The organism is Pseudonocardia sp. MH-G8 (assembly GCF_002262885.1).
GTDB lineage: Bacteria > Actinomycetota > Actinomycetes > Mycobacteriales > Pseudonocardiaceae > Pseudonocardia.
The window spans coordinates 1-25,360 of record NZ_NKYF01000029.1 but is presented as its reverse complement, the minus strand read 5'-3'; the positions used below and the strand labels follow the sequence as shown (position 1 = coordinate 25,360).

Below are 25,360 nucleotides of genomic sequence, written 5' to 3'. Positions count from 1 at the left end.
TCACGAGCCAGGCCCGCGACCGGACCACGTCCACGCGTAGGTGCCGTCGTCGGCTGTACGGCCACCCTCGCCCAGCTCCAGCGGCCGGAACGTGTCCACCATGACGGCCAGCTCGTCGAAGAACTCCGCGCCGAGCGACCGCTCCACGGCGCCCGGCTGCGGGCCGTGCGGGTGCCCGCCCGGGTGCAGCGAGACCGAGCCCTGCCCGATGCCCGACCCCTTGCGGGCTTCGTAGTCCCCGCCGCAGTAGAACATCACCTCGTCCGAGTCCACATTGGAGTGGTAGTACGGCACGGGCACCGACAGCGGGTGGTAGTCGACCTTCCGCGGTACGAAGTTGCACACCACGAAGTTGTTCGCCTCGAACACCTGGTGCACCGGCGGCGGCTGGTGCACCCGACCCGTGATCGGCTCGAAGTCGGCCACGTTGAACGTGTACGGGTAGAGGCAGCCGTCCCAGCCGACCACGTCGAACGGGTGCGCGGGGTACACGTATCGCGTGCCGGACACCCCGCCCGGGCCGCGGTGCTTCACCAGCACCTCGACGTCGGTGCCCTCGACGAGCAGCGGCTCGGCGGGCCCGTGGAGGTCGCGCTCGCAGTACGGGGCATGCTCCAGGAGCTGCCCGTACCGCGACAGGTAGCGCTTCGGCGGCGCGATGTGCGAGTTCGCCTCGATCACGTACAACCTCAGCGCCTCGTCCCCCACCGGCACCCAGCGGTGTGTCGTCGCCCGCGGCAGCACCACGTAGTCGCCCTGCCGCGCCGGCAGCACGCCGAACACCGTCTCCACGTTCGCGGCCCCGGATTCGACGTAGACGCACTCGTCGCCGATCGCGTTGCGGTACAGCGGCGACGCCGCACCGCAGACGACGTACGAGATCCGCACGTCGGCGTTGCCCAGCACCAGCCGCCGCGTCGTCACCGCATCCCCGGCTTCCCACCCTTCGCCGGGGAACAGGTCCTGCAGCCGGAGGTGCCGCGGGATCAGCGGCTGGTTCGGCGTGGTCGTCGGGTCCGGCGGCTCCCACGGGGTCGCATCCACGATCGCCGACGGGATCCCGCGGTGGTAGAGCAGCGACGAGTCGGAGGAGAAGCCCTCCTCCCCCATCAGCTCCTCGTAGTACAGCCCACCCGTGGGCGTGCGGTGCTGCGTGTGCCGCTTCGGCGGGATCTCACCGGACCGCCGGTAGTACGCCATGCTCGCCTCCTGGGAAGAGCCGCGGAAGTCTCGGAACGTCAGGGGCGGCCGGTGTAGACCGGATCGTCGGCGGTGCGCCGGGCGTGTACCCACGACGGGTCGAGCTCGTCGACCACGCGTTCGGTGCGGTACTCGTCGAAGACGACGATCCGGTCCGCGATCCGCCACTCGCCCGCCCTCTTCTCGAACCGGTCGACGTAGCGGCACCTGATCGTGGCCAGTACGGCGGGCCCGGAGGCCTCCTCCGGGCGGAACCGGAAGCAGCAGAGGCAGTAGGCCTCGGAGCGGGCGCCGGCGTCGTCGTCCAGCTCGATCAGCACGTTGGTGACGTAGTGCATGGACGAGTCGATGGTGCGGTGCCGCGCCTCCATGTCCTCGATCAGACCGGAAATGCCCCCGTTGTACGCACCGTGGTTGTCGTTCGCATCGTCGAAGTAGCACGCGGCGACCGCGGCGAAGTCCTTCCGGTCGACGGCGCGTGCGTAGCGGTACAGGACCTCGGTGATGGCCTGTTTGTCCGCCAGTGACATCGTCTCTCACCCCTCGTCGTGTGCCCGCAAGCCGTCGAGGATGCGGTGGTAGAGCCCGCCGGAGGTCAAGCCGCCGTCGATGACGATCTCGGTTCCGGTGATGTAGCGCGCACGGTCGGAAAGCAGGAACAGCACGGCCTCGGCGATCTCCCCGGGCTGTGCGACCCGTCCTGCGGGCACCGAGCGCAGGCTCTCGTCCACGAAGGCCTCCGAGCCCGAGCGCAGCAACGGCGTGTCCACGAGGCCCGGATGGATCGAGTTCACCCGGACGCCCGCCTCGGCGAACTCCAGGGCTCCCACCTTGGACAACCCTCGGACCCCCCATTTGCTCGCGCTGTACGCAGCGGCGAAGTACCCGGCCATCCCCGCGGTGGACGACACGTTGACCACCGACGCGGAGCCGGTCCGCTGCAGCAACGGCGCCAGCAGCTTCATCCCGTAGAAGACACCCGACAGGTTGACGTCCACCACCCGCCGCCAGTCCTCGACGGTCGTGTCGACGATGCCGAACCGGTGGCTGACGCCGGCGTTGTTGACCAGCCCGTCCAGCCGGCCGTCCTCCTCCTCGATGCAGGCGGCAAGACGGGCCCAGGCCTGCGGGTCGGTCACGTCCACCGGGACGAACCGCGCCGGTGCCCCGGTCGCCCGGATCTCCTCGATCAGCGCCTCCCCGGCGGTGGCGGCGACGTCGGTCACCCAGACCTTCGCACCCGCCCTTCCCAGGGCGAGGGCTTCGGCGCGTCCCATCCCGCTGGACGCCCCCGTTACGACGACGCTCCGCCCGGCGAACTCCTCTGTCACGGCCCCTCCTAGTCGATCCGCAGCGCTGTGCCGCGAGTCTCGGCGATGAAGAACGTGGTGATCAGCGTGATCAGGGCGCAGAACACGAAGAAGCCCGCGGGGGCCAGCGGCTGGCCCGTCATGCCGATCAGCCAGGTCGCGATGAACGGCGCGGTGCCCCCGACGAACGTGTTCGTGACGTTGTTGCCGAGCGCGAGCCCGCTGTAGCGGGTGGAGGCGCTCAGCATCTCGGCGTAGGCCACGTAGGACGTCCCGTTCACGACCGAGACGCAGACGAACAGCACCGTCTGGCCGAGGACGGCCTGCCAGGCCGGGCCCGCGGACATGAGCATGAACATCGGTACGCCGAGGACGACGGCCGCGGTGCTGCCGATGAAGAAGACGGGCTTGCGCCCGATCCGGTCCGCGAGGACCCCGGAGAGCGGGAGGGCCACCGCCCCGGCGATCAGCGCGATCGACGTGGAGATGAAGGCCACCTGGGAGGAATGACCCGCGGTGGTCTGCAGGTAGGTGGCGGCGTAGACGGTGGCGATGTAGTACCCGCCCGTGATGAGAGGTCCGAGGCCGATGATCTTCAAGACCGCGCCGCCGTTGGTCGTCAGCAGGTCCTTGATCGGGACCTTCTTGACCTCCCCCTGCTTCTCCAGCTCCTGGAACTGGGGGGTGTCCTCCAACCGGGTGCGGATCCAGAGCCCGACGAGGCCGATCGGCAGGCTCAGCAGGAAGGGGATGCGCCACGCCCACTCGAGCAGCTGCTCCTCGGTCAGCACCGAGGTGGCCCCGAGCGCGACCAGGGAAGCGGCCAGGGAACCGAAGTACGTGCCGGAGTTCACCATCGAGGTCTGCGTCGCGCGCCAGCGGACGGGGGCCGACTCGGTCACGAAGGCGTTCGCGCCACCCAGCTCACCGCCGGCGGCGAAGCCCTGCAGGCAGCGGCACAGCACCAACCCCACGGTGGCCCACACACCGAGGGTGAAGTACGAGGGCAGCAACCCGATCCCGGCGGTGGCCACCGCCATCAGCAGGATGGTCCACGACAGGGCCTTCTTCCGGCCGTACCGGTCCCCGATGTGCCCGAAGATGATGCCGCCGGGCACCCGGAGGAAGAACGCCACCGCGAAGGCGGCGAAGGTCCCGAGCAGCGCGGCGGTCGGATCTTCCGAGACGAAGAAGAGCGCGGCGACGAACGTCGCCATGTAGCCGTAGATGCCGAAGTCGTAGTACTCGACGACCGTTCCGATGATCGCCGCACGGATGACCCGCGCCTGGGATTGGCGCCGGACGGGTTGTCCGACGGATCCGGAAGCGGTCCCTGGCGGCGACGTGCTCGCCTCTGCCATGACGTTCTCCTCGTTGAGTACCGTGCTGAACGGGGTGGACCGCGCGGACTACGTGGTCGTGCCGGCGCCCGCGCGTGCGCCGGTCCGCTGTGCGGCGTTCCTGCCCGCGATTCGGCCCATGGTCAGGGCGTTGGCGACGGCGTTCCCACCGCCGACGTAGCGCAGCCCCAGGACGCCGCCGCCGGCCTCGCCCGCCGCGTACAGGCCGGGGACGGGTGTACCGCTCTCGTCGAGCACCGCGGCAGCCTCGTTGATCTCCAACCCGGCATGGGTGCACACCAGCTCCGCGGGTAGCACCCGGACCGCGTAGTAGGGCGCCTCGGCGATCGGGCTGAGGCTGCTCTTGCCGCCCTTCGCGGCGAGGGTGTTGTGCCGGAGGAAGTCCTCGTCGACCCCGTTCGGCAACTGGGCGTTCCAGCGGTCGACGGTCCGGCGCAGGTGCCCCGCCGGAACGCCGCAAAGGGACGCGAGCTCGTCGAGAGTCGCCGCGCGGACGACGCGGCCCGCGTCGGCCTCGGCTGCGACGTTCTCGGCGGACCAGTCGGCGTAGCCGGGAGGCAGGGCGAGACGGGCCCGTTCGTCGAACACGGCCCAGCACTTGCCACCGTGCGCATCGATGATCCCCGTGGAGACCGCGTAGGAGGCGTCCTCGTCCATGAACCGGCGACCCGACCGGTCGATGTAGAGCCGCGACGGCGGAGGGAAGCCCGCCTGCCAGTGGTGGAAGCGCACGAAGGACGCGGTGGGCAGCATCAGCCCCCAGTCCTGCCCGACGATCCCCGACCCCACCTGGTCACCGAGCCGCAGATGGTCTCCCCGGCTTCCCGGGGCCGCCACGACGAACAGGGATCCGCCGGCCCGGAGCGCGGTCGGGTAGTGCCGCTCGACGAGCTCACGGTCCTGCGCCAGCCCGCCGGTGGCCACGACCACCGCCCCCGCCCGCACCTCGACGTCGTCGGCAATGACCCCGACCACGCGGCCGTCGTCGTGCAGGAGCTCCTGGACGCGGGTGTGCAGCACGGCGTCCACGCCGTGGCCGCGGCGGGCCCGGTCCAGGACCTGGACCAGCCCGTAACCCTGGTCCTTCGGCACATGACCGCGCCACACGTCCTCGACCCCGGCCTGGCACAGCCCCGGCATGTGGGCATTGCCGGAGATCCGTGCCGGGACCTCCACACCGAGTCCGATCAGCCACTCCAGCGTCGGGGCGGCATGGCGGCAGAACGTCTGGATGAGCCCGGGCTTGAGCATCCAGTGGTTGAGGTCCATGTAGTGCTGGAAGAACCGCTCCGCCGTGTCCGCGATCCCCAGCTCGCGCTGCACGCTGGTGCCGGCCGCGGTGAACAGCCCGGCCGAGAGCTGCGTGGATCCGCCGAGCTCGCCCTCGGACTCGAAGAGGATCACGGAGGCCCCGGTCTCCGCGGCGGAGACCGCGGCCGCGAGGCCAGCCCCGCCACCGCCCAGCACGACGACGTCGTACTCCACCTGGGGGCCGCTCACACGTGCCTCGATCCGCCGTCGACGGCCAGCGTGTGACCGGTGACGTAGCGAGCGCTGTCGGACAGCAGGAACAGCAACGGTCCGACGATCTCTTCCGGCGACCCGAGCCGGTGCAGCGGCACGGTGTCCAGCGCCTTCTGCAGGGCGGCCGGGTCGTCCTGCACCCACCGGGTCATCTCCGTGTCGACGAATCCCGGCGCGATCGCGTTGACCCGGATGCCGGCATCACCCAGCTCGACCGCGAGGCATTCGGTGAGGTGCTGCACCGCGGCCTTCGAGCTGCAGTAGGCCGCGCGACCGCGCCGGACCCGCACGGCCGCGACCGAGGCCATGTTGACGATGACCCCACCTGCCCGCATCTGCCGTGCGGCCGCCTGCGCGCCGAACAGCACCCCCTCCACGTTCACGGCGAGGGTCGCCGAGATCTGCTCCGCGGGAATGTCGATGACGGGCGCCTCGGGGAAGATGCCCGCGTTGTTCACCCAGAAGTCGAGACGACCGAAGCGCTCGACGGCCAGCCGGGCGAGCGACTCCTGCTCGCCGGCGTCGCGGACGTCGACGCGAGCGCCCATCACCGAACCCCGAGCGACCGAGCCCGCCGCCGTGCTGACCTCGGCCGCGAGCGCGGACGCCATGGCCGTCATCCGCGTCTCGTCGATGTCCGCACCGATGACGTGCACTCCCCGCACGGCCAGACCCGCGGCGAAACGCGCCCCGATGCCCCGGCACGCGCCGGTCACGACCGCGACCTTGCCCGCCAACTCGGGATGCTGGACGGCCATCGCCTCGCCCTGCACACGGCCCGGGTTCTCCGCGCGTTCCAGGATCGTCGTCACTGCTGCACTCCTCGGGATGGGTTCTCCTGCTGCACGGCGTCGTCGCGCTGCACGGTGCGGGCCCGCACGCGCCAGCCACCCTCGTGCCGTACCACCCGGTCGAGGAGCGTCGCCAGCCGGACGAGGCGTGGCACGCCGCCGCGAGGCGTGGCCACGACCTGCAGGTAGGCCCGGACATCCAGCTCGTCGGACCCCCGACCGTCCGTCCGGCCGGGCTCGGGCGCGTCCACGGCGAGGGTGCTCACGACGTGGCGGCGCACCTCGCCCGCCGCGAGCGCGTCCGCGGTGAACCGCTCGGCGAACGCGATCAGCTGGGACGTTCCGACCACGCGGCCGGGATAGGTGGGTGAGCTGAAGACACCATCGGGGGTGAAGGTCGCCGCCCAGCCCTCGGCGTCGCCGCTGTCGATCCGATGTGCCTGGTGCCCGTACAGCTGATGGATCTCCACCACCGCGTCCACCGGGACCGCCATCCCCCGCACCTCCTCGTGCAACCTCGATCCGAGCGGCGTGCTAATATCGCACACACCGTGCGAATTGCTTGCCGGACCGTACGTAGGGCTCACCCGAGCCGTCAAGGGAGTGCCGTGGATCCAGATCTGGACGTTCGCGACGACGGGCAGCGAGCGGCGCTTCGACCCGCCGTGGAGCTGGATCGCGCAATGTCGAAGACGCTGCACCTCGGACTGCGTGTACTAGAGCTCCTCGCCGAGCGTCCCGACGGTCTGTCGGTGACGGAGGTGGCCGCCGGCATCGACGTCCACCGGACGGTCGCTCACCGGCTGCTACGCACCCTGGAGGCACACCACCTCTGCCGGCGCGACAAGCTCAAGCGGTTCCTCCCCGGATCCGGCCTGGTGACGCTGGCGGCGCCGGTTGAACGCGACCTCCGAGCGCTGGCCGCGCCCGTACTCGAGGAGCTCGCCGATGCGGTCGGGGCAACGGCCCATCTCGTCGTCCAGGAGACAGACACACATGTCCGGTCGCTACTGGTCGTACAACCGCAGAACGCGGCAGTACACGTGACCTTCAGGACCGGACAGCTCGACTCGATCGACCAGGGCTCGGCCGGTCTGGCGATGCTGGCCGCGCTCCCACACCGAACCGGCGAGCGCCCCGAGGTGGGACTGGCGCGCGAGCGCGGATTCGCGCACAGCTTCGGAGAGGTCATCCCCGCCGTCCACGGCATCTCGGCCGTCGTGCCGGGCCGGCGCGCAGGCTCCTTGGCGAGCATCGGCGTCTCGGTGTTCCAGGTCACTGACGAGACGGCATTGGGCAGCGCCGTTCGGGGGGCCGCGCAACAGCTCGGCGCTCTGCTTCGCGAAAGCTGACCGCAGTCCGGGTTGACCTGCCCGTGAGTCGCGCTCTGCGGACGGCGCGCGATCAGCCTGTGGCAGCACTGAAGCGCCCCGAGTTCAGCGCAGGAGGCGGTGACCAGCTCGAGGTCCTCGACGGTGCGCGACCGCCGTCCTGGCGGACACATTCGGCCCGGTAGCCCGATCAGCGACTCAGCCATGGTCTGCGATTGTGGCGACCTGCTCGAGGAACCGCAGAAACTCCTGCGACGTGGGCGGGCGCCCAGCCATGCACATCAGCGTTGCGTCGAGCTGATGATCAGGCCGGTCCAGCTGCGGAGCAGCTTGCACTCGCCGCTCCGAACGCCTCGGCGAAATCCGGGCGGATATCCGCCTCACCAGCAGGAGCCTCGTTCACCTTCAGATCGGAAGGTTGGCATGAGCATCTGCTGCCGCGCTCATGGCAGATGAAGCGATGCGCCGTCCGTTCGACATTCCGCCGGCGGCCTGCACCGCGTGATGATGAGACTGCGAAGCAACGTCGACGGAGGTGCCCATGAGCGTCCGCCCGATCGAGGAGGGTGTGGTCCGGGAGCTCGGAGACACCGGGGAGCGGGTGAACCTCTCCTACAGCGCCTACCTGCACCTGGACGAGCTGTTGTCGACCCAGCACCCGGTGAGCCGGCCGGTGCACCACGACGAGCTGCTGTTCATCGTGCAGCACCAGGCCTCGGAGCTGTGGTTCAAGCTGGTGCTGCACGAACTGCGAGCAGTACGCGACCGGCTGCGCGCCGACGAGCTGCGCCCCGCGCTCAAGGGGCTGGCCCGGGTCAAGCACATCCAGCACCAGCTCACCGAGCAGTGGTCGGTCCTGGCGACGCTGACCCCGTCGGAGTACGCCGAGTTCCGCCGCTTCCTCGGCACCTCCTCAGGTTTCCAGTCCTACCAGTACCGGGCTGTCGAGTTCGTGCTCGGCAACAAGAACGCCGAGATGCTCGACGTGTTCGCCCACGACGAGCGCGCCCAGGCGATGCTGCGCACGCTGCTCACCCAGCCGACCGTCTACGACGAGTTCCTGCACCACCTGCACCGGCACGGGCACGCGGTGCCAGAGTCGGTCCTGCGCCGCGACGTGTCACAGCCCTACGCCTTCACCCCCGAGCTGGTGCCGGTGTTCCGTCGCATCTACGAGCACTCCCGCGAGCACTGGGGGGCCTACGAGGCCTGCGAGGAGCTGGTCGACCTGGAGGAGAACTTCCAGCTGTGGCGCTTCCGCCACCTCAAGACCGTGGAGCGCACGATCGGGGGCGCGCGCGGCACAGGCGGCTCCAGCGGGGTCGCATTCCTGCGGAAAGCGCTGGACCTGACATTCTTCCCCGAACTGATCGCCGTCCGGACGGAGATCCAGGCATGACCGCCGCCACCGGAACCGGCACGTGGGCCGAACGCGCCGCGGCGCTCGACGCCGCCGACCCGCTCGCGCCCCTGCGGGCCCGGTTCCTCCCTGCCCCCGGCGTCGTCGCCTACCTGGACGGCAACTCGCTCGGCCGCCCGGTCGCGAGCACGGCCACTCGGCTCGAGGAGTTCGTCCGCGAGGCGTGGGGGACGCGCTTGATCCGCGGGTGGACCGAGGACGGCCCGGACGGGCCCTGGATGGGGTGGCCGGAACGCGTCGGGGACCGCATCGCCGCCACCGCCCTCGGCGCCGGTCCCGGTCAGACGGTGCTCGCCGACTCCACCACCGTTGTCCTCTACAAGCTCGCCCGCGCCGCGGTCGACGCCGCCGCGGCCGCCGACCCGGCGCGGAGTGTGATCGTCGCCTGCGCCGAGGACTTCCCCACCGACCGGTACGTCGTCGAGGGGATCGCCGCCGAGCGGGGCGGCAGCGTGCGCTGGATCGAGACGAGCCTCGCCGGCGGTGTCACCCCCGAGCAGGTCCGGAACACGACCGGTCCGGACACGGCGCTGGTGCTGCTGTCCCACATCTCCTACCGCTCCGGATGGCTCGCCGACGCCCCGGCGATCGTCGCGGCGGCGCACGACGCGGGCGCCTACGTCCTGCTCGACCTCTGCCACTCCGCGGGCTCGGTCGAGCTGGCCCTCGACGCGTGGAGGGTCGACCTGGCCGCGGGCTGCACCTACAAGTTCCTGAACGGGGGCCCAGGCTCGCCCGCGTTCGGGTTCGTCCGCCGCGACCTGCAGACCGTCCTGCGCCAGCCGATCCAGGGGTGGATGGGCCGGCACGACCCGTTCACCATGGGTCCCGGCTACCTGCCCGCCGGGGGGATCCGGCACGTCGTCAGCGGCACTCCCCCGATCCTCGCGGCCGTCCCCCTACTGGCCGCGCTGGACCTGCTGGAAGACGCCGGGATCGCCGCGGTGCGCGCGAAGTCGGTGGCGCTCACCGGGTTCGCGCTGGAACTCGTCGACGCCTGGCTGGCCCCGCACGGCGTCGACGTGCTCTCGCCCCGTGAAGGGCACCACCGCGGGGGACACCTCACGATCCGGCGCCCCGGCTTCCGCGCGGTCGTCGACGCCCTCTGGGCGCGCGGCGTCCTCCCCGACTACCGCGAGCCGGACGCCATCCGGATCGGCCCCGCTCCCCTGTCCTCCTCGTTCACCGAGGTCCACGACGGGCTCGCGGTCCTGCGCGACCTGCTCGACGGCGTCGGTGTGCAGAAGCGCTGACCCGCGTCACGGAACCGGCGGCGAGTTCGTTCCTTCGCAGAGCAGCCGGGACTCGACCAGCGCCGCGGTCCTGCTCCAGATCGGGCTGTCCGGGTCGATGACGGAGAAGTGGTCCCCGCGGTCCTCGAGCACCGTCACCTCGTCCCCCGCCGCCCTCGCCGCAGCCGCATAGGTGCGGCTGAGGTCCAGCAGGTCGAGGTTGTCCTGGACCCCGCACACGACCGCGATCGGCGACCCGATGGGGAGACGGGCGATCGGCGACGATCGGCGGTAGACGTCAGGCAGCTGTGTGCGGCGCCCGCCCAGCGCCGCGGACACCGCGCCCTCCCCGAGCCAGCGTCGATCGGCGACGTCGAGGTCGAGCACCCCGGCGAGGGACACAGTGAGCGCGGGGCCGACGGCGGCTGACCGGTCGTTCGCGAGATCCGCGGCCAGGCGCACCACCAGCTGCCCACCCGCCGAGTGGCCGAGCAGCACGACCCGGTCGAGGTCGAGGTCAGCGGCCACCTCGGGGCCGGCCAGCGCGGCGAAGCCGGCGGCGACGTCCTCGACCGTGGCGGCCCAGCCGTGGTCGTCAGGACGCCGGTACTCGAGGTTCCAGGTCGCGTAGCCGCGGGCGTTCAGGTCGGCCGCGAGGGGTTCCATGAGGTCGGACTCCCACCGGGAACGCCAGTAGCCGCCGTGCACCAGCACGGCCACCGGGTGCCGGCCGGCGCCGGGTGACGCGGGCAGGCGAAGATCGGCGTACTGGTCGGGATCCGCGCCGTAGGCGACCCGCAGGGCCGGGCGGCGCCGGAAGTGCCAGACGTCCACCGCGAAGCGCAACCCGTCGATGCCGCGACCCCGGATGTGCTCCCGCACGCAGCCGGACCGGTCGGCGGGCCGCTCCTCCGGGTCGATCCGGATCACCGCCCCCTGCAGGCCCTTCTCGGCGAGGTCCGCGGGGCCTGCCGGCAGGTAGCCGAACAGCCCGTGCGGCGCACGCTGCGCGAGCTCGCGCGCCAGCGCGGGCTCGTCCTCGGGGAAGGTCAGGGACCCCCGCTCCCCCCGGCGCGCGAGCGCGCGGGCGAAGATCTCCTCTGCCGTGGTTCGGTCGCCCAGCACCCCCGGCGCGACGACGACGTCGAACGTGCTCACAACTCCTCCTCGCTGAGGCTCATCGGCCGCGTTCGCGGAGCTGCCGTGCCTGGTGGTGAGCTCGCATGCCCGCTCACGTTCCGCCTTCCCCCGACCACCAACAGGTCCTCGTCCGGTGGGACGTCGCGGCCTCGCCGCCGGTCGAGCAGCGGGACGACCCGCTGACCGATCAACGCGATCCCGGTGTCGTCCCGCAGGCCGTGCGGCGTGCCGAACTCGATCCGGTCCGTTCCCGCGTCGATCAGCCGTTGCGCCTGCGCGGCCACCTGCTCCGGGGTTCCGGAGAAGGCGAACCGGTCGAGGAGGTCGTCGGGGATCAGCGCGCCGGCGCCGGGGTGGTCGCCCGCGGCGACCCGCTCCTGCACCTTCTCCAGGAGGCCGTGAGGCAGCTCCACGGTCGGGTCCAGCTGCGCCACGACGGCCAGGTACATCGCGACCTCGGCGCGGGCCCTGCGCCGAGCACGTTCTCCGTCCTCGTCCACGACGGTGACGGCGCCGAGCACGAGCCTCGTGCTCCCCGCCGCACGCCCCGCTTCCCGTTCCCCGGGTGCGAGGCGCTCGCGCATGACCGCTACGAGCTCGGGGTTGGCGCTTCCGCCGACCTTCACCTCGTCGGCGACGGTGCCGGCGAGCGCGCACGCCCTCGGCCCCCACACCCCGAGCAGGAGCGGCACCCGGGACCGCTGCACGGGGAAGCGCAGCGACACACCGCGGTCCCGCCGGAACACCGCGCCCTCAACGCCTGCGGTGTTCCCCGCCAGGAGGTCGCGGACGTAGCCCACCGCTTCGCGCAGGTGGCTCACCGGCGCGGGCTGGTCGAGGCCGACGCTGTGCAGCCACGTCCCGCGGGCGAGCCCCAGGTAGGCCCGCCCGTGGGAGGCGAGGTCCAGGGCCGCGACCTGGCCGGCGATCTCGTAGGGGTGCATGGAGTAGGGGTTCCAGCAGGCGGCGCCGAGCCTGACGCGATCGGTGGCCGCGGCCATCTCGAGCAGGGCGAACAGCGGCGGCTGGAACATCAGGTCGGAGAAGACGCTGATCACATCGATCTCGCTCTGCTCGGCCAGCCGGGCCAGGCGGGCGTACTCGCCGGCGGGCTTGTCGCTCTGCAGGCCGATCCCGATCTCGACGCGGTCGGTGCGCGGCCAGGCGCCCTCGGGAGCGTCTCTCACGTGAGGTCCCCGGAGTTCAGCCGCGCGACGCCGGTCCGGTCGATCCGCATGATGACTCGCTCCTCGGGGTCGGGGCAGGCGACGTAGGAGTCCTTCGTCAGCCAGTCGCACGGCGGCAGGTCGCGCTGCTTGGCCGGCAGCAACGGCAGGGCGGCGGCGAAGGCGTACATGCAGAAGTGCTTGCCCTCGGGCAGCCGCATCTCGTTCGACCGGACGATGTCGATGTGATCGCCCACCTGCAGTCCGCAGACGGACCGACCCTCGATGCGGTCGACGGTCACGCGCAGGTCGTACAGCTGCATGTCCTCGGACGGGACATCTGGATCCATGTGCTCTCCAAGTGCTGGGGTGCGCAGGCGAGGTGTCAGGAGCGGACGGGGATCGACGGCTCGCCGGCGAGCCAGCACGCCGCCAATCCGCCGTCGTGCGGCACCAGAGCCGGGGTCTTCGTGCAGATCTCAGCGGCGTGGGTGCACCGCGGCCGGAAGGTGCACCCCTGCGGGGGGCGTGCCGGGTCGGGCACCTCGCCGGGCAGCGCCTCCGGCAGTCCCGCCCCGGCCGCCACCCGTGGCACGGCGGCCATGAGGGACCGGGTGTAGGGGTGGGCCGGCCGCTCCCACAGGCGGGCGCTGGGCGCCACCTCCGCGAGCTTGCCGAAGTACATGACCGCCGTGGTGTCCGCGATGTGCCGGACCAGGGCCAGGTCGTGGGAGATGAACAGCATTCCCATGCCGGAGTCGCGGACCAGGTCGGCGAGCAGGGTGACCACGTGCACCTGCGAGGAGGCGTCGAGCGCGGTCACCGGCTCGTCGGCGATCAGCACCGAGGGCCGGGCCACCAGGGCCCGGGCGATGGCGATCCGCTGCAGCTGTCCCCCGGAGAACTGGTGCGGGTAGCGCGCCACAACGTCCGTGGAGAGGCCGACTCGCTCGAGCTGGTGCACGGCGAAGTCGCGCCGCTGCTCGCCGGCGAGCTCGGCCGGGCACCCGTCCATGAGCTGACTGACGATCCGCCGCCGCGGGTTCAGCGACGAGTACGGGTTCTGGAACACCATCTGCAGGCCCAGCTCCCGGCTCGCCCGCCGCCGCCAGCTCAGCGGCGCCACCGGGACTCCGTCCAGCAGCACGGTCCCGGACGCCGGGCGCAGGAGTCCCGCGGCGACCCGGGCGAGCGAGGTCTTGCCGCACCCGGACTCACCCACGAGCCCGATGACCTGTCCGGGCGCCACGTCGAGGCTCACCCCGTTCACCGCCCGCACCATCCGCCCGTGCGCCCCGCGGTACTCCACGACCATGTCCTGGATCTGGAGAGTCATCGCGCACTCTCCACGGCTCGTGGCCGGGCGGGGGCGTGCACGAGGCATGCCGCGGTGTGTCCGGCCGCGGTCTCCCTGTCGCCCCGCGGCGGCACCGGCACCAGCTGCGGCCGCTGCACGCTGCAGTCGCCGTCCCGGTCCGGGCAGCGGGGCTCGAACGGGCAGCCCGGCGGTGCGGTTGACGCAGTGACCGGCTGCCCCGGGATCGGCTGCAGGACCGGCGGCTCGTCGGAACCCTCCACCGGCTCCGGGCGCGCCCGCAGCAGCGCCCGCGTGTACGGGTGGCGGGCATCCCGCAGCAGGTCCTGCGTCGGGCCCGTCTCCAGGACACGGCCGGCGTAGAAGATGTAGGTCCGGTCTGCGAGGGCGGCCAGGACGCCGAGGTCGTGGGTGATGAACAGGATGCTCAGGTCCATCTCCCGCACCAGCCGGTCGAACAGCTGCAGGATCCCAGCCTGCACGGTGACGTCCAGGGCCGTCGTCGGCTCGTCGGCGATCAGCAGCTTCGGTTCGGCCGCGAGCGCGATGGCGATCGCGATGCGCTGGCGCATCCCGCCCGAGAACTGGTGCGGGTAGGAACGCAGCGCGCGGGCGGGGTCCGGGATGCGCACCTGGTCCAACAGTTCGACGGCCCGGTCCCGGGCCGCGCGCCGCCCCAGGCCCAGGTGCCGGCGCATGTGCTCGGTGAGCTGCGAGCCGATCGTCAGCATGGGGTGCAGGGCCGCGGTGGCGTCCTGGAACACCATGCTGATCTCCCGCCCCCTGACCTGCTCCCATGCCGAGCGGGGTGCGGCGGTGAGATCGGTCCCCTCGACGACGATCGACCCCCGCACGCGGGCGCCGTCCGGCAGGAGTCCCAGCAGCGCCCGTCCGGTCATGCTCTTGCCCGAGCCGCTCTCGCCGGCGATGCCGACGATCTCGCCCGGGTCCACGTCCAGGGAGATGTCGTCGAGGACCTCGACCGGATCGGGAAGCCCGGGGAGCGTCACGCCGACCCCGGACATCGTCACCAGTGCACGCTTGTCAGCGACCATCTCAACGCCCTCCCAGCGCCTGCGGATCGAACCGATCGCGCAGCGCGTCTCCCAGGATGTTGCAGGCCAGGACGACCGTGAGGATCGCGAGACCCGGGAAGACGCTCACCCACCAGCGGCTGATGTCGTTGGTCCCGAGCGCGATCATGGCGCCCCATTCCGGGGCGGGCGGCCGCGGGCCGAGGCCGAGGAACGACAGGGCGGCGAGCAGCAGCATGGCGTTGCCGAGCTCCAGGGTCGCGAGGACGACGGCCGGCCCGACGCTGTTGGGGACGACCTCGCGGCGCAGCGCCGTGAACGGTCCGACGCCGAGCATTCGGGAGGCGTTGAGGTAGTCCTCGCCGCGGATCGACAGCACGGCGCCCCGGATCACGCGGGCGTAGATCGGCCACGAGACGACGACCAGCGCCACGACGGCGTTCGTGGTGCTCGGCCCGAAGGCCGCGGCCACCGCCATCGCCAGGATGACCTGGGGGAAGGCGAAGAACAGGTCGGTCAGACGCATGATCGACTCACCGACGATGCCGCGCACGTAGCCGGCCACCAGGCCGAGGAGGCCGCCGACGGTCAGGGCGCACGCGACGATCGTGAGCGCCAGCGGGATGGACAACCGCGCGCCGTGGATCACCCGGCTCAGGACGTCGCGGCCCAGCTCGTCGGTGCCCAGGAGGTGTGCGCGGCCCGGTGGGGCGTACACGTCGGGCGTCTGGTGCAGCGGGTCGTAGGGCGCGAGCAGCGGGGCGGCGAGGGCGACGAGCAACCACAGCCCGGCGACCGCGATCGCGCCGATGACCACGGGCTGGCGCCAGACGCGCCCGGCCTCGGTGCGGGCGGACCACCAGCGCCGCCTGGGCGCCGCGGTCGACAGCACCGTCGTGTCAACTGTCACGTCAACCGCACCCTCGGGTCGGCGAGCCCGTACAGCAGGTCGACGACGAGGTTGACCCCCAGGTAGACGGCCGCGATGAACAGGCTGGCGCCGAGGATCGCGGAGCGGTCCAGCGCGGTGGCGCTCTCGTAGGCGTACTGCCCGAGGCCCGGCCACGAGAAGATGCTCTCGACGAGCACCGTGCCCGCCAGCAACGACGCGAACGTCAGGCCGGCGATGGTCAGGATCGGCAGCAGGCCCGCCCGGAGCAGGTGCTTGCCCAGCACGACGCGGCCGGGCATGCCCTTGGCGCGGGCGGCGAGGATGTAGTCCTTGCGGAGGACCTCGAGCAGCGCGGAGCGCACGAACCGGGTCAGCGTAGCGACCGTGACGAGCGTGAGGACGAGGATCGGCAGCGCGGCGTGCTGCGCGGCGTCCCAGGCAAGCATCAGGTCGCCCTGGAGCAGCGCATCGAGGGTGTAGATGCCGGTGACGTGCTCGGGTGGGCTGTACCGAGGGCTCAGTCGGCCGCCGCTGGGCGAGAGCCCGAGGACGTAGAAGAACAGGTACAGGACCAGCAGGGCCAGCCAGAACGGCGGCGTCGACAGGCCGGTCAGGGAGAAGACCCGAATCGCCTGGTCGGCGGCTCGGCCGTGCCGAACGGCCGCGAGCAGCCCGAGGCCGATGCTGATGACCAGCGAGAGGACCAGGGTGGGCAGGGCCAGCTCCATCGTGGCGGGCACGTAGTCGAGCAGCTCGTCGAGGATCGGCCGTCCGGTCTGCTGGGACACGCCCAGGTCGCCCTGCACGAGGTTGCCCACGTAGGTCAGGTACTGCAGGGGCAGGGGTTGGTCGAGGCCCCACCTCTCCTCGAACGCCGCGACCAGTTCCGGGTTGCCCAGCGCCGCGTCCGAGAGGTTGGCCGCGACCGGGTCGCCCGGCGCGAGCTGCACCAGGCCGAAGCCGATCACCGTGGTGCCCAGCAGCAGTCCGAGGGTGATCGCGAGCCTGCGGACCAGGTACCGGAGGAACCCGTGTCCGGAGCGGCTGGTGACGGGTGCCGTCATACCGGTCCCGGCTTCACGGCGGCGAGGTCCACGATCCAGCCGGCGGGCGTGTAGTCGGCGCCGACGACGTCCGCGGTCGACACCACGGTGCCCGAGTTCTGGGCGAACGGCACGTACGGAGAGCCGGCCGCCATCGCGTGCTGCCATTCCGCGAGTGCCTGCTCGAGCGCATCGGCATCGACCGCGGCGAGCGCCTCGTCCGCGAGGCCGGTGACCTCCTCGGCGGCGGGCCCGCTGCTCCACCGGACCCGTTGGGCGTTGACGCCGCCCGGACTCAGCTGCCGCACCAGCGACTCCGGCCGCGGGTAGGACAGCGCGTGTGGCGTGAACCCCAACACGACGTTGCCGCCGCGCTGCTCCTCGAGGAAGGCCGGCATGGCCAGCGGGGTGAGCTCGAGCCGGATGCCGGCCTCCGCCGCGTCGCCCTGCACCTTGGTCGCGACGGTGCCCAGGTCGACGCCGCGGTAGGTGATGGCCGGGTAGATGAAGCGCACCGGGGTGTCCCCCACGCCGGACGCGGCGAGGCTCGCCTTCGCGGCATCCAGGTCCCGCACTGGCCCCTCCTCCACCGGGAGAGCGCCCGGGTAGGCGTCGGCGATGAAGCCGCCGACCCGCCCGCCGCCCTGGCCGAACTGCGCGGCCAGGCCCTCGTAGTCGAGCGACCGGCGCAGGGCCGCCACCCAGTCGGGGTTCGCCGTCGCCGGGGACACCGCGGGGTCGGTGTTCATGTAGAGCATGTACAGGGTGTCCTTGACCTGGGAGACGCGCACCGTCTCCGGCAACCCCTCCAGCAGGCTGCCCGCCACGTCGATCGCGATCTCGGCACCGGCGGAACGGCTGATCGACAGCTGCTGGTTCTGCGCGTCCGCGTTGCGGATCACGACCCGCGCATAGCCGGGCGCCTCGCCCTGGTAGGCCTCGTTGGCGGTCAGGACGATCTCGTTGCCGGGGTCGTTGCGCTCGAGCACGTACGGCCCGCTGCCGACGGAGGTGCCGTCGAGGAAGGACTGGGCGGTGTCGGACGCGGCGGCGTCCGCGGCGTCGGTGGCCCCATTGGCCCGGGCCACCTCGGAGTTGAGGACGCTGGAGACCGGCATCGCCATGAGGGCCGGCACCTCCGCGGTGGGGCGGTCGGACGTGACGACGACCGTGCGGTCGTCGGGCGCCGAGAAGGAGAGCCCCGCGAAGAAGTTCGCGCCGCTCGCCTTGAGGTTCTGCATGCGACTGAGGGAGAACAGGACCTCCTCGGAGGTCACCGGAGAGCCGTCCGAGAAGACCGCGCCGTCGCGGAGCGTGAATGTGTAGGTCGTCCCGTCGTCGGAGGCCTCGTAGGACTCGGCGAGGTCAGGCACCGGCTCGCTGACGTCCCCACCCTCGAAGGTCATGAGCGAGTCGTAGAGCGAGTGGATGGCCAGGTAGCCGGTCTGCTCGTAGACCTGCCCCGGGTCGAGGGTCGAGTAGACGAACGAGGTGTTCACCAGCAACGTTCCCCCGGCGTCACCCCCACCTCCGCCACCTCCGGCACCTGCGGTGCAGCCACTGGCGAGCAGCGCAGCGGCCGCGAACGCGATGCCGTAGCGGAGGAGAGCCGGTCGAACGGCGACTCGGGAACTGTTCGGCATGGGCATCCTTGCGCAGGAGGGGAGCTGACCAACCAGCGCGTATAGTGTGACTGTACAAAAAGATAGAGTCAATGAACAGCTTGTAACAGAGGCCGAGACAGGTCTGCCGGGGGGATCAGCGTGCTCAACGAGCAAGTTCGGACACTGCGCAAGCAACGCGGGCTGTCCCTGCGCCAGCTCGCCGAGGCCACCGGGCTGTCGGCCGCCTTGCTCAGCCAGGTGGAACGCGGCGCCACCGACCCCAGCCTCAGCACGATCCGCAAGCTGGCCGCGGTGCTCGGCGCGGACCTGCCCACCCTGTTCGCGGAGTCCCCGCCGGCGGACGTGCACCACAGCCGTCCGGGTCGCCGCCCGCTACTCTCGGCCGGGGTCGGCCTGATGTCCTACGAACGGCTCACGCCCGGCCGATCGGACCTGGAGGTCCTCCACGGCCGGCTGGCTCCCGGGCAGTGCACGTCCGAGGAGCCCTGGGCCCACCCGTCGACCGAGTGCGCGGTGGTCGTCGTCGGGCGGATGGCCGCCGAGGTCGACGGCGTGCGGTACGACCTGGACACCGGTGAGAGCCTCACGTTCGACTCCCGGCGCCCGCACCGGTACCTCAACGACACAGACGCGCCTGCCGAATACCTGCTCGCGGTGACCCCGCCGATCCCCTGACCCATCCCCGTCAGGCGCCGGCAACCCGGGTGTCATCCCGCACCACCCGGCCACCCTTCATCACCCAGGAGGTCGACCGGTAGGTGGACACGTCGGCGGACGGATCACCGGCGGTCGCGACCAGGTCGGCGAACTTCCCGACCTCGACCGATCCCACGTCGTCCTGCGCACCCAGCCATGTCGCCGGCACGAGCGTGGCGGCGGCCAGGGCCGCGGGCGCGTCCAGCCCGTTCTCCGCCATGTGCTCCAGCTCCCGCACCGCCGCGCTCGTGCCCTCGAACCGCCAGAAAGGTGGCATGTCCGAGCCGAGCATCACCGTGACACCGGCGGCCAGCGCGCTGCGGTAGCTCTCGATGTGCCGTGGACCGGCGCCGAGGGAGCGCTGCTGCATCCACTCCGGGACGCCCAGCTCGTCGAAGAACGACTTGCACCGGGTGACGACGAGGGTGGGCACGTAGGCGCAGCCCGCCGCGGCCATCTGCGCCGTGACCTCGTCGGTGAGCTCGTAGCCGTGCTCGACGCAGTCCAGCCCCAGCTCCACGGCCTCGGCGATGATCCCGGCCGGCCCCGCGTGGGCGGTCACCTTCCGGTTCCACTCGTGTGCCGTGGTGATCGCGGCCTCGAGCTCGTCGCGGGCGACCTGCCGCGTCGTGATCGTCTCGTGCTGCCCTGAGATCCCGCCGGAGATCATGACCTTGATGAGGTCGGCGCCCGCCCGTATCTGCTGCCGCACCCCGCTGCGGAACCCGACGGGCCCGTCGCACTCCAGCGCCCCGGACGACGTGTGCCCGTGGCCGCCGGTGCACGAGATGGGCCGGCCGGCGGTGAAGATCCGCGGGCCGGGCACGTGCCCGGCCTCGATCGCCTGCCGGAGCGCGAAGTCGGCGTGCTCCTTCTCCCCGACGCACCGGATCGTCGTCACCCCGGCGCGGAGGGTGGCCGCCGCGCCGCCGGCCATGTGGAGCACCAGCTGCGCCGGGTTCATCTGCTTCACCGCCGCCCCCCGTGGGCCGGGCAGCGACAGCGAGAGGTGCGTGTGCATGTTGATCAGGCCCGGGGACAGGTAACGACCACCGAGGTCGATGGCCTGGTGCTCCTGCGCCCCCAGCGCCGCCCGGACCTCCGCCTCGGTGCCCACGGCGCGGATGCGCTCCTCCTGCACCCAGACGGCGGCGCCGGTCAGCGCAGTGCTGCGGGTCGCATCGACCACGGAGCAGCCGTGCAACAGGACGGAATCAGGCATCGAAGGCACTCCCTGCGGTCGAGCGGTGGACGACGCGGCCGCCGATCGCGACCGCCAGCGGTTCCTGGACCGGCCAGTCCTTCGGCTCCAGCGTGAGCGGGTCCTGCGGCCAGACGACGAAGTCCGCGCGGGCTCCCGGGGCCAGGTGCCCGAGGTCGGGTTCACCCAGGTAGTCCCCCGCGTCGCGGGTGTACATGGTGAACGCCTGGCGCGGCGCGACGACCTCGTGGTCACCGAGGCTGGATCCGTCCCAGGCCCGCCGGGTGACCGCCATGAGCGCTCCGTGAAGCGGTGCGCACGGGTGGGTGTCCGAGCCGGCGGCGAAGCGGAAGCCCATCGCGGCCATCGTGGCCAGCGGCATGGCGCGAGCGGCCAGCGGCCCCCAGGCGGCCCGCATCTCGTCGCTGTACACGTAGGCCAGCGGCGGGTTCACCGAGATCTTGATGCCCAGCCGGCCGCACTCGACGACGTCGAGGGCGTCGATCAGGAAGGCGTGCGCGATGCTCACCTGGCCGGGAGCGATATCCCCTCCGGCCGCCCGCACGTCGCGTACCGCGGCGGTGATCTCCCCGATCGCCCCGCCGCCCATGGCGTGGATGCAGATCGGCCAGCCGCGCACGGCGCACAGTGTCAGGATCGTCCGCAGCTCCTCGCCCGTGTAGTGCGCGCTGGTCGGGCCGATCTCCTCCCCCGAGCGCATCCAGGCGTTCGTGAACTCCCCGTCCAGCAGCAGCTTCACCGACCACGCACGCAGGCTCTCGTCGCCCTCGCCCGGGAAGGCGCTGCCTGCGAGCATCCGGTCGAGCTCCACCTGGAACGGCTTGCGCCAGTCGAAGCGGTTCATGAGCCGGACCCGCTGCGGCAGCAGGTCCCGCCGTCGGGCCTCCTGGTACAGCGCCCACGCCGGTTCGAACGCCCCGGCCAGGCCGGGATCCGCGACCGCGGTGATGCCCATCCGGAGCAGCGTGCGGCAGGCGTCGGCGAGGATGGACAGGCGGTGCTCGTCGTCGGCCATGCTCTGCGTGTAGATCGCGTCGTTGACCACCCGGACGGCCGGTCCGTGCAGGAAACCGGTGGCGGGGTCGTAGGACTCGCTCGCGAGACCTGCCAGGAGGTCGGCCATGCGGCGGGCGCCGGCGGTGTTGATGACCGCGTGGTCGGGGCGCCGGTAGAGGTAGACCGGGGTGCGCGGGGACACCGCGTCGAGCTCCTCCCCCGTGGGCAGCCGACCCTCGGCGAGGTTGCGCTCGTGCCACGCGGCGGTGTCGGCGAAGCACCGGATCCAGACGTGCTCGGGGGCGCTTCGGGCCCGGTCGTGCACGAGGCCCACCACCCCGGCGACCGACCGGGCCGCCTCCAGCCGGAGCATCGTCAGCTCGTGTGACACCTTCTCGAGGTGGATGTGGGTGTCGATGAACCCCGGCCAGACGGTGGCACCGGCGAGCTCCGTGCGTCGGGTCGCGGGCCCGGCCAGCGCAGCGAGCTCCGCGTCGGACCCGACGGCGGCGACGCGCCCGCCCTCGATCGCCAGCGCGGTGCCGCCGGGGGCGCCCGGATCGAACGTCTCGACCCATCCGCCGGTCAGCAACCAGTCAACAGCCATCGGCGTCTCCTCGGTTCCCGGTCTCGTCCGCCGAGAGTCTCTGTCGGGTACCGGGCTCGACAAAAGGGCGATCGACGGCAGTATCGTCGGATCGACCTGTCGAACTGAAGGTGGATCGGGTCAACGACCTGGAGCCCCGAGAGGTGGCGACGATCACGTGGACAGCACGGACTGGGCGATCCTCGACGAGTTGCAGCGGGACTGCCGGATCTCCTTCAGCGAGCTCGGACGCCGGGTGCACATGTCCGCCCCCGCGGTGACCGAACGCGTGCGCCGCTTGGAGGAGGCCGGCGTCATCACCGGCTACCGCGCGGCCGTCGACCTCCGCGGCACGGGGTGGCCGGTGCTCGCGCTCGTCCGGATGCGCTGTTTCGGGCCCCGGTGCGTCCTGCAACACCTCGACGAGCTGACCGACTCGCCGCACGTCCTCGAGGTGCACCGCATCACCGGCGACGTGTGCTGCGAGCTCAAGGTCGCGGCGACGTCGATGGCGGACTTCGAGGCGACGGTCGACCGGCTGGCCGAGTACGGCCAACCGTCGTCCACCTTGATCCTCTCCAGCCCCAAGACGGCAGGAGCCGTGCGGCGACCACACTGAGCTCGATGCCCTACCGGGCCCGGCTGATCTCGGTCATCTGCTCGGCGTGGTGGTGCACGATCCGCCAGCCGTCCGCACGCCGGCGCAGCACGTCGGTGACCCGGGTGGTCTCCACGGCGGCACCGGTGGAAGCGGCGACGAGCAGCAGATAGCGCACCACGGCCACGTCCTCCCACACGTCCACCCGCTGCGGCTCGACCCGCAGCTCGGCGACCGTCGAGTTCGCCGGAGGTCGCCGGTCCCGGTAGGTGTCGAGCTCGGCCCGGTCGAGCAGCCGCGGCAGGTGGGTCTCCCACGTGGTGGTCGTCGGATCGAGATGACGGTCGAAGCGGGCGCGGTCGCCGTCGAGGAACGCGGCGTACATGTCGCGGATCCCGGTCAGCACCGCCTCCTCGGCCACGCTCGCGGTCACGCCGCCACCGCCCGCCGGTCGTCGCGCACGATCTCGCCGTGCTTCATGACCCAGCGGATGCCGCGCAAGTGCGCGGTGTCGCGGAGCGGATCGCGGTCCATGGCGACGAGGTCGGCCTGCTTGCCCACCTCGATGCTGCCGGTCCGGTCGCCGGCGCCGAGCCAGCGGGCGGGGCCGATCGTCCCGGCCTGCAGCGTCGCGACCGGGCCGAGACCGAACGAGCTCATGTGCTCCATCTCGCGCACGATCGCCGAGGTGCCCTCGAACAACCAGAACGGGGGCATGTCGCTGCCCACCAGCACCTCGACGCCTGCGTCCAGCGCCATCCGGTAGGACTGGACGTGCCGCTCCCCCGCCCCGAGCGAGCGCTCCTGCATCCACCGGGGCACACCCAGCTCGTCGAAGAACTCGCCGCACCGCGTCACGACGAGGGTCGGCACGAGCGCCGTGCCCGACTCCGCCATCAGCGCGGTCACCTCGGGGGTGAGCTCGTAGCCGTGCTCCACGCAGTCGAGCCCGAGCCGCACGGCGCGTTCGATGACCTCAGCCGGCCCGGCGTGGGCGGTGACCTTGCGACCCCACGCGTGGGCGGTGGAGATGACGGCGGCCATCTCCGCGTCGGTGAGCTGCGGGGTGGCGATACCCTCGTGCTCGCCCGCGATGCCACCGGAGATCATGACCTTGATCAGGTCGGCGCCCGCCTTGATCTGGGTGCGCACGCCGCGGGCGAACGCGTCCGGCCCGTCGCACTCGAGGGTGCTGCCCGAGCCGTGCCCGTGCCCGCCCGTGCAGACCAGCCCCTGCCCGGCCGTGAACATGTCGGGACCCAGTGCCTCCCCGCGACGGATGGCCTGCCGGAGGGTGATGTCGACGTGGTCACGCTCGGCGACGCAGCGGACCGTCGTTATTCCCGCGAGCAGGGCCCGGCGGGCGCCGTCGGCCATGTGGAGCGCGATGCCGGCGTCGTCGAGACCGGTCACGTAGCGGCCGCGCTCGCCGGGCAACGCCAGCGAGAAGTGCGTGTGCATGTTGATCAGGCCTGGGGCGAGGTACGCACCGTCGAGGCTCTCGGTCGGGGTGTCCCCCGCGGCGGCGCGCACCTCATCGCGGCTGCCTAGGGCGGCGATGGCCCCGTCGCGCACCCAGACAGCGCCGGGGGCGCTGGTGCCCGCGACGACGTCGACGACGTGCGCGTCGACGAGGACGACGCCGGTGGGCCGGGGCCGCGCGGTCGCGACGAGGCGCAGGTCGGTGGGGTCAGACATCGGTCACTCCGTAGATCGTGCGGGCCGCCGCGGCGGAGACGTAGCCTTCGGCCACGTCGCACCGGACGGCGTCGGGGTCGCGGTCCCGGGGGTCGCCGTGGCCGGCACCGCCCCCGGTGTAGAGGGTCACGAGGTCGCCCGCATGCACGGGGATGCGCCGGGTCCCGAGCAGCACCTCGCGATCGGTGCCGGGGAACGCGCGGACCGTCGTCGGGCGGGACGGGTGGCCGCCCGCGAGTGGCCACGGGGCCGTGCGGGTCTTCTTCACGACCGAGAGGAACTCGCCGTCGGAGACGAACCGGATATCACGGCGGATGCCCGGGCCGCCGCGGAACCGGCCGGGTCCACCGGAGTCGGTGCGCGCCTCCATGCGCTCGATCCGCATACCGCTGCGGACCTCGAGCACCTCGATCGGCGTGGTGTGCGCGACGGTCTGGCAGAGGTGGTTCTGCGGGCCCGCGCCGTCGTGCCGCGCCGTGGCGCCCCAGCCTACGACGTCGTTGTTGCTGATCGCGAAGAACGCGCCGGTGTCGGGGTGGGTCCCCACCATCATGAAGCCCGGCACGTCGCCGCCGGAGCAGGCCGCAACCCGGTCCGGTGCGCCCATCGCCACCGCCTTGAGGATCAGCTCCACCGCGAGGTTGCCGGTCCACTGCGTGAACGTCGCCGCGGGGTACACCGCGTGGAAGAGCGACCCCTCCGGTGCGGTGACGGTGAGCGGTCGCATGTGGCCGGCGTTGGTCGCCTCGAACGGGGTGGTCAGCGCCTTGAACGCGACGCGGGCGCAGGCGATCGTGGCCCCGATCGGCAGGTTGACCGGCCCGCGGACGGCCGCCGACGAGCCGGTGAAGTCGACGTGGAAGCCCGCGTCGTCGACGGTCACGGTGACCTGCAGCGGGATCGGGTCGTCGCTGATGCCGTCGTCGTCCATCCAGTCGACCGCGGTCCAGGAGCCCTGCGGCAGCCGGGCCAGCGCCTCGCGCGCGGACCGCTCCCCGACATCGAGGAACCGGGCGATGCCGCGGCGCACCGCGTCGAGTCCGAACTTCTCGACGACGTCGAGCAGCCGGCGCTCGCCGGTGCGCAGGCACGACACCTGCGCGTGCAGATCACCCAGCACCAACTCCGGCATCCGCGAGTTGAACCGGATCAACTCGTGGATCGCGTGCACCGGCTCACC

The 25,360-nt window shown here is 71.9% G+C and carries 25 protein-coding genes; 5 read left to right on the top strand and 20 right to left on the bottom strand.

The window, feature by feature from the left end; all coding sequences use genetic code 11:
* The 7 genes from CFP66_RS38630 to CFP66_RS38600 are packed head-to-tail and all read right to left on the bottom strand — an operon-like array spanning nucleotide 1 to nucleotide 6,680.
* On the bottom strand, nucleotides 1-1,200 hold the full coding sequence (locus tag CFP66_RS38630) for a homogentisate 1,2-dioxygenase (protein ID WP_094930328.1): 1,200 nt from the start codon (nucleotides 1,198-1,200) through the stop codon (nucleotides 1-3).
* Between the two features lie 38 nt (nucleotides 1,201-1,238).
* Nucleotides 1,239-1,730 carry a nuclear transport factor 2 family protein gene (locus CFP66_RS38625; RefSeq protein ID WP_094930327.1) on the bottom strand — a complete coding sequence of 164 codons (492 nt, stop codon included), beginning with the start codon at nucleotides 1,728-1,730 and terminating at the stop codon, nucleotides 1,239-1,241.
* Nucleotides 1,731-1,736: 6 nt separating this feature from the next.
* Nucleotides 1,737-2,531 carry an SDR family NAD(P)-dependent oxidoreductase gene (locus CFP66_RS38620; RefSeq protein WP_094930326.1) on the bottom strand — a complete coding sequence of 265 codons (795 nt, stop codon included), beginning with the start codon at nucleotides 2,529-2,531 and terminating at the stop codon, nucleotides 1,737-1,739.
* 8 nt (nucleotides 2,532-2,539) lie between these two features.
* A complete protein-coding gene (locus CFP66_RS38615; RefSeq protein WP_094930325.1) occupies nucleotides 2,540-3,871 on the bottom strand; it encodes an MFS transporter in 1,332 nt (443 codons plus the stop codon).
* 48 nt (nucleotides 3,872-3,919) lie between these two features.
* On the bottom strand, nucleotides 3,920-5,371 hold the full coding sequence (locus CFP66_RS38610; protein ID WP_233160062.1) for an FAD-dependent oxidoreductase: 1,452 nt from the start codon (nucleotides 5,369-5,371) through the stop codon (nucleotides 3,920-3,922).
* A complete protein-coding gene (locus CFP66_RS38605) occupies nucleotides 5,368-6,207 on the bottom strand; it encodes an SDR family NAD(P)-dependent oxidoreductase (RefSeq protein WP_233160061.1) in 840 nt (279 codons plus the stop codon). The genes CFP66_RS38610 and CFP66_RS38605 overlap by 4 nt, the downstream gene beginning before the upstream one ends.
* Nucleotides 6,204-6,680 (bottom strand): nuclear transport factor 2 family protein, encoded by a 477-nt coding sequence (locus CFP66_RS38600; RefSeq protein ID WP_094930324.1) that lies wholly within the window; start codon nucleotides 6,678-6,680, stop codon nucleotides 6,204-6,206. Before CFP66_RS38600 ends, CFP66_RS38605 begins: the two co-directional genes overlap by 4 nt.
* Nucleotides 6,681-6,851: 171 nt before the next feature.
* On the opposite strand from CFP66_RS38600, the gene CFP66_RS38595 reads away from it, so the two are divergent.
* The 3 genes from CFP66_RS38595 (at nucleotide 6,852) to CFP66_RS38585 (ending at nucleotide 10,190) form a co-directional block, all read left to right on the top strand.
* Nucleotides 6,852-7,538, top strand: coding sequence for an IclR family transcriptional regulator (locus CFP66_RS38595; protein ID WP_233160060.1), 687 nt, complete (start codon nucleotides 6,852-6,854; stop codon nucleotides 7,536-7,538).
* A gap of 520 nt (nucleotides 7,539-8,058) precedes the next feature.
* The gene (locus CFP66_RS38590; RefSeq protein WP_094930323.1) at nucleotides 8,059-8,916 is read left to right on the top strand and encodes a tryptophan 2,3-dioxygenase; all 858 of its coding nucleotides are present in this window, start codon (nucleotides 8,059-8,061) and stop codon (nucleotides 8,914-8,916) included.
* Nucleotides 8,913-10,190: a kynureninase gene (locus tag CFP66_RS38585; RefSeq protein ID WP_094930322.1), complete on the top strand. Its 1,278-nt coding sequence runs from the start codon at nucleotides 8,913-8,915 to the stop codon at nucleotides 10,188-10,190. Before CFP66_RS38590 ends, CFP66_RS38585 begins: the two co-directional genes overlap by 4 nt.
* Nucleotides 10,191-10,196: 6 nt before the next feature.
* Here CFP66_RS38585 and CFP66_RS38580 read toward each other — a convergent pair whose 3' ends face one another.
* The 8 genes from CFP66_RS38580 to CFP66_RS38545 are packed head-to-tail and all read right to left on the bottom strand — an operon-like array spanning nucleotide 10,197 to nucleotide 18,402.
* Nucleotides 10,197-11,327, bottom strand: a complete 1,131-nt coding sequence (locus CFP66_RS38580) for an alpha/beta hydrolase (protein ID WP_198961963.1) — start codon at nucleotides 11,325-11,327, stop codon at nucleotides 10,197-10,199.
* Complete coding sequence (locus tag CFP66_RS38575) at nucleotides 11,324-12,496, bottom strand: LLM class flavin-dependent oxidoreductase (protein ID WP_094930321.1); 1,173 nt, start codon at nucleotides 12,494-12,496, stop codon at nucleotides 11,324-11,326. Before CFP66_RS38575 ends, CFP66_RS38580 begins: the two co-directional genes overlap by 4 nt.
* On the bottom strand, nucleotides 12,493-12,825 hold the full coding sequence (locus tag CFP66_RS38570) for a TIGR04076 family protein (protein ID WP_094930320.1): 333 nt from the start codon (nucleotides 12,823-12,825) through the stop codon (nucleotides 12,493-12,495). The genes CFP66_RS38575 and CFP66_RS38570 overlap by 4 nt, the downstream gene beginning before the upstream one ends.
* A 35-nt stretch (nucleotides 12,826-12,860) precedes the next feature.
* Complete coding sequence (locus tag CFP66_RS38565; protein WP_094930319.1) at nucleotides 12,861-13,811, bottom strand: ABC transporter ATP-binding protein; 951 nt, start codon at nucleotides 13,809-13,811, stop codon at nucleotides 12,861-12,863.
* A complete protein-coding gene (locus CFP66_RS38560; protein ID WP_094930318.1) occupies nucleotides 13,808-14,845 on the bottom strand; it encodes an ABC transporter ATP-binding protein in 1,038 nt (345 codons plus the stop codon). Before CFP66_RS38560 ends, CFP66_RS38565 begins: the two co-directional genes overlap by 4 nt.
* A gap of 1 nt (nucleotide 14,846) precedes the next feature.
* The gene (locus tag CFP66_RS38555; protein WP_094930317.1) at nucleotides 14,847-15,734 is read right to left on the bottom strand and encodes an ABC transporter permease; all 888 of its coding nucleotides are present in this window, start codon (nucleotides 15,732-15,734) and stop codon (nucleotides 14,847-14,849) included.
* Complete coding sequence (locus CFP66_RS38550; protein WP_094930316.1) at nucleotides 15,731-16,780, bottom strand: ABC transporter permease; 1,050 nt, start codon at nucleotides 16,778-16,780, stop codon at nucleotides 15,731-15,733. Before CFP66_RS38550 ends, CFP66_RS38555 begins: the two co-directional genes overlap by 4 nt.
* On the bottom strand, nucleotides 16,777-18,402 hold the full coding sequence (locus CFP66_RS38545; protein ID WP_094930315.1) for an ABC transporter substrate-binding protein: 1,626 nt from the start codon (nucleotides 18,400-18,402) through the stop codon (nucleotides 16,777-16,779). Before CFP66_RS38545 ends, CFP66_RS38550 begins: the two co-directional genes overlap by 4 nt.
* 120 nt (nucleotides 18,403-18,522) lie before the next feature.
* Between CFP66_RS38545 and CFP66_RS38540 the strand changes: the two genes are divergently transcribed.
* Nucleotides 18,523-19,059, top strand: a complete 537-nt coding sequence (locus tag CFP66_RS38540) for a helix-turn-helix domain-containing protein (protein WP_094930314.1) — start codon at nucleotides 18,523-18,525, stop codon at nucleotides 19,057-19,059.
* A 10-nt stretch (nucleotides 19,060-19,069) separates the two neighbouring features.
* On the opposite strand, the gene CFP66_RS38535 is transcribed toward CFP66_RS38540, so the two are convergent.
* Nucleotides 19,070-20,302: an amidohydrolase family protein gene (locus CFP66_RS38535; RefSeq protein ID WP_094930313.1), complete on the bottom strand. Its 1,233-nt coding sequence runs from the start codon at nucleotides 20,300-20,302 to the stop codon at nucleotides 19,070-19,072.
* Entirely contained in the window at nucleotides 20,295-21,905 is a 1,611-nt protein-coding gene (locus CFP66_RS49520; protein WP_094930312.1) for an amidohydrolase, read from the bottom strand. Before CFP66_RS49520 ends, CFP66_RS38535 begins: the two co-directional genes overlap by 8 nt.
* 157 nt (nucleotides 21,906-22,062) lie before the next feature.
* Between CFP66_RS49520 and CFP66_RS49515 the strand changes: the two genes are divergently transcribed.
* Nucleotides 22,063-22,503: an Lrp/AsnC family transcriptional regulator gene (locus CFP66_RS49515; RefSeq protein ID WP_094930311.1), complete on the top strand. Its 441-nt coding sequence runs from the start codon at nucleotides 22,063-22,065 to the stop codon at nucleotides 22,501-22,503.
* 10 nt (nucleotides 22,504-22,513) lie between these two features.
* Here the strand turns inward: CFP66_RS49515 and CFP66_RS38520 are convergent, their stop codons facing one another.
* The 3 genes from CFP66_RS38520 to CFP66_RS38510 form a co-directional block, all read right to left on the bottom strand.
* Nucleotides 22,514-22,915 carry a nuclear transport factor 2 family protein gene (locus CFP66_RS38520; protein ID WP_198961961.1) on the bottom strand — a complete coding sequence of 134 codons (402 nt, stop codon included), beginning with the start codon at nucleotides 22,913-22,915 and terminating at the stop codon, nucleotides 22,514-22,516.
* Nucleotides 22,912-24,180 (bottom strand): amidohydrolase family protein, encoded by a 1,269-nt coding sequence (locus CFP66_RS38515; protein ID WP_094930310.1) that lies wholly within the window; start codon nucleotides 24,178-24,180, stop codon nucleotides 22,912-22,914. The genes CFP66_RS38520 and CFP66_RS38515 overlap by 4 nt, the downstream gene beginning before the upstream one ends.
* The coding region (locus tag CFP66_RS38510; protein ID WP_143517524.1) for a hydantoinase B/oxoprolinase family protein at nucleotides 24,173-25,360 on the bottom strand (1,188 nt) is incomplete at its 5' end. The genes CFP66_RS38515 and CFP66_RS38510, both read right to left, overlap by 8 nt.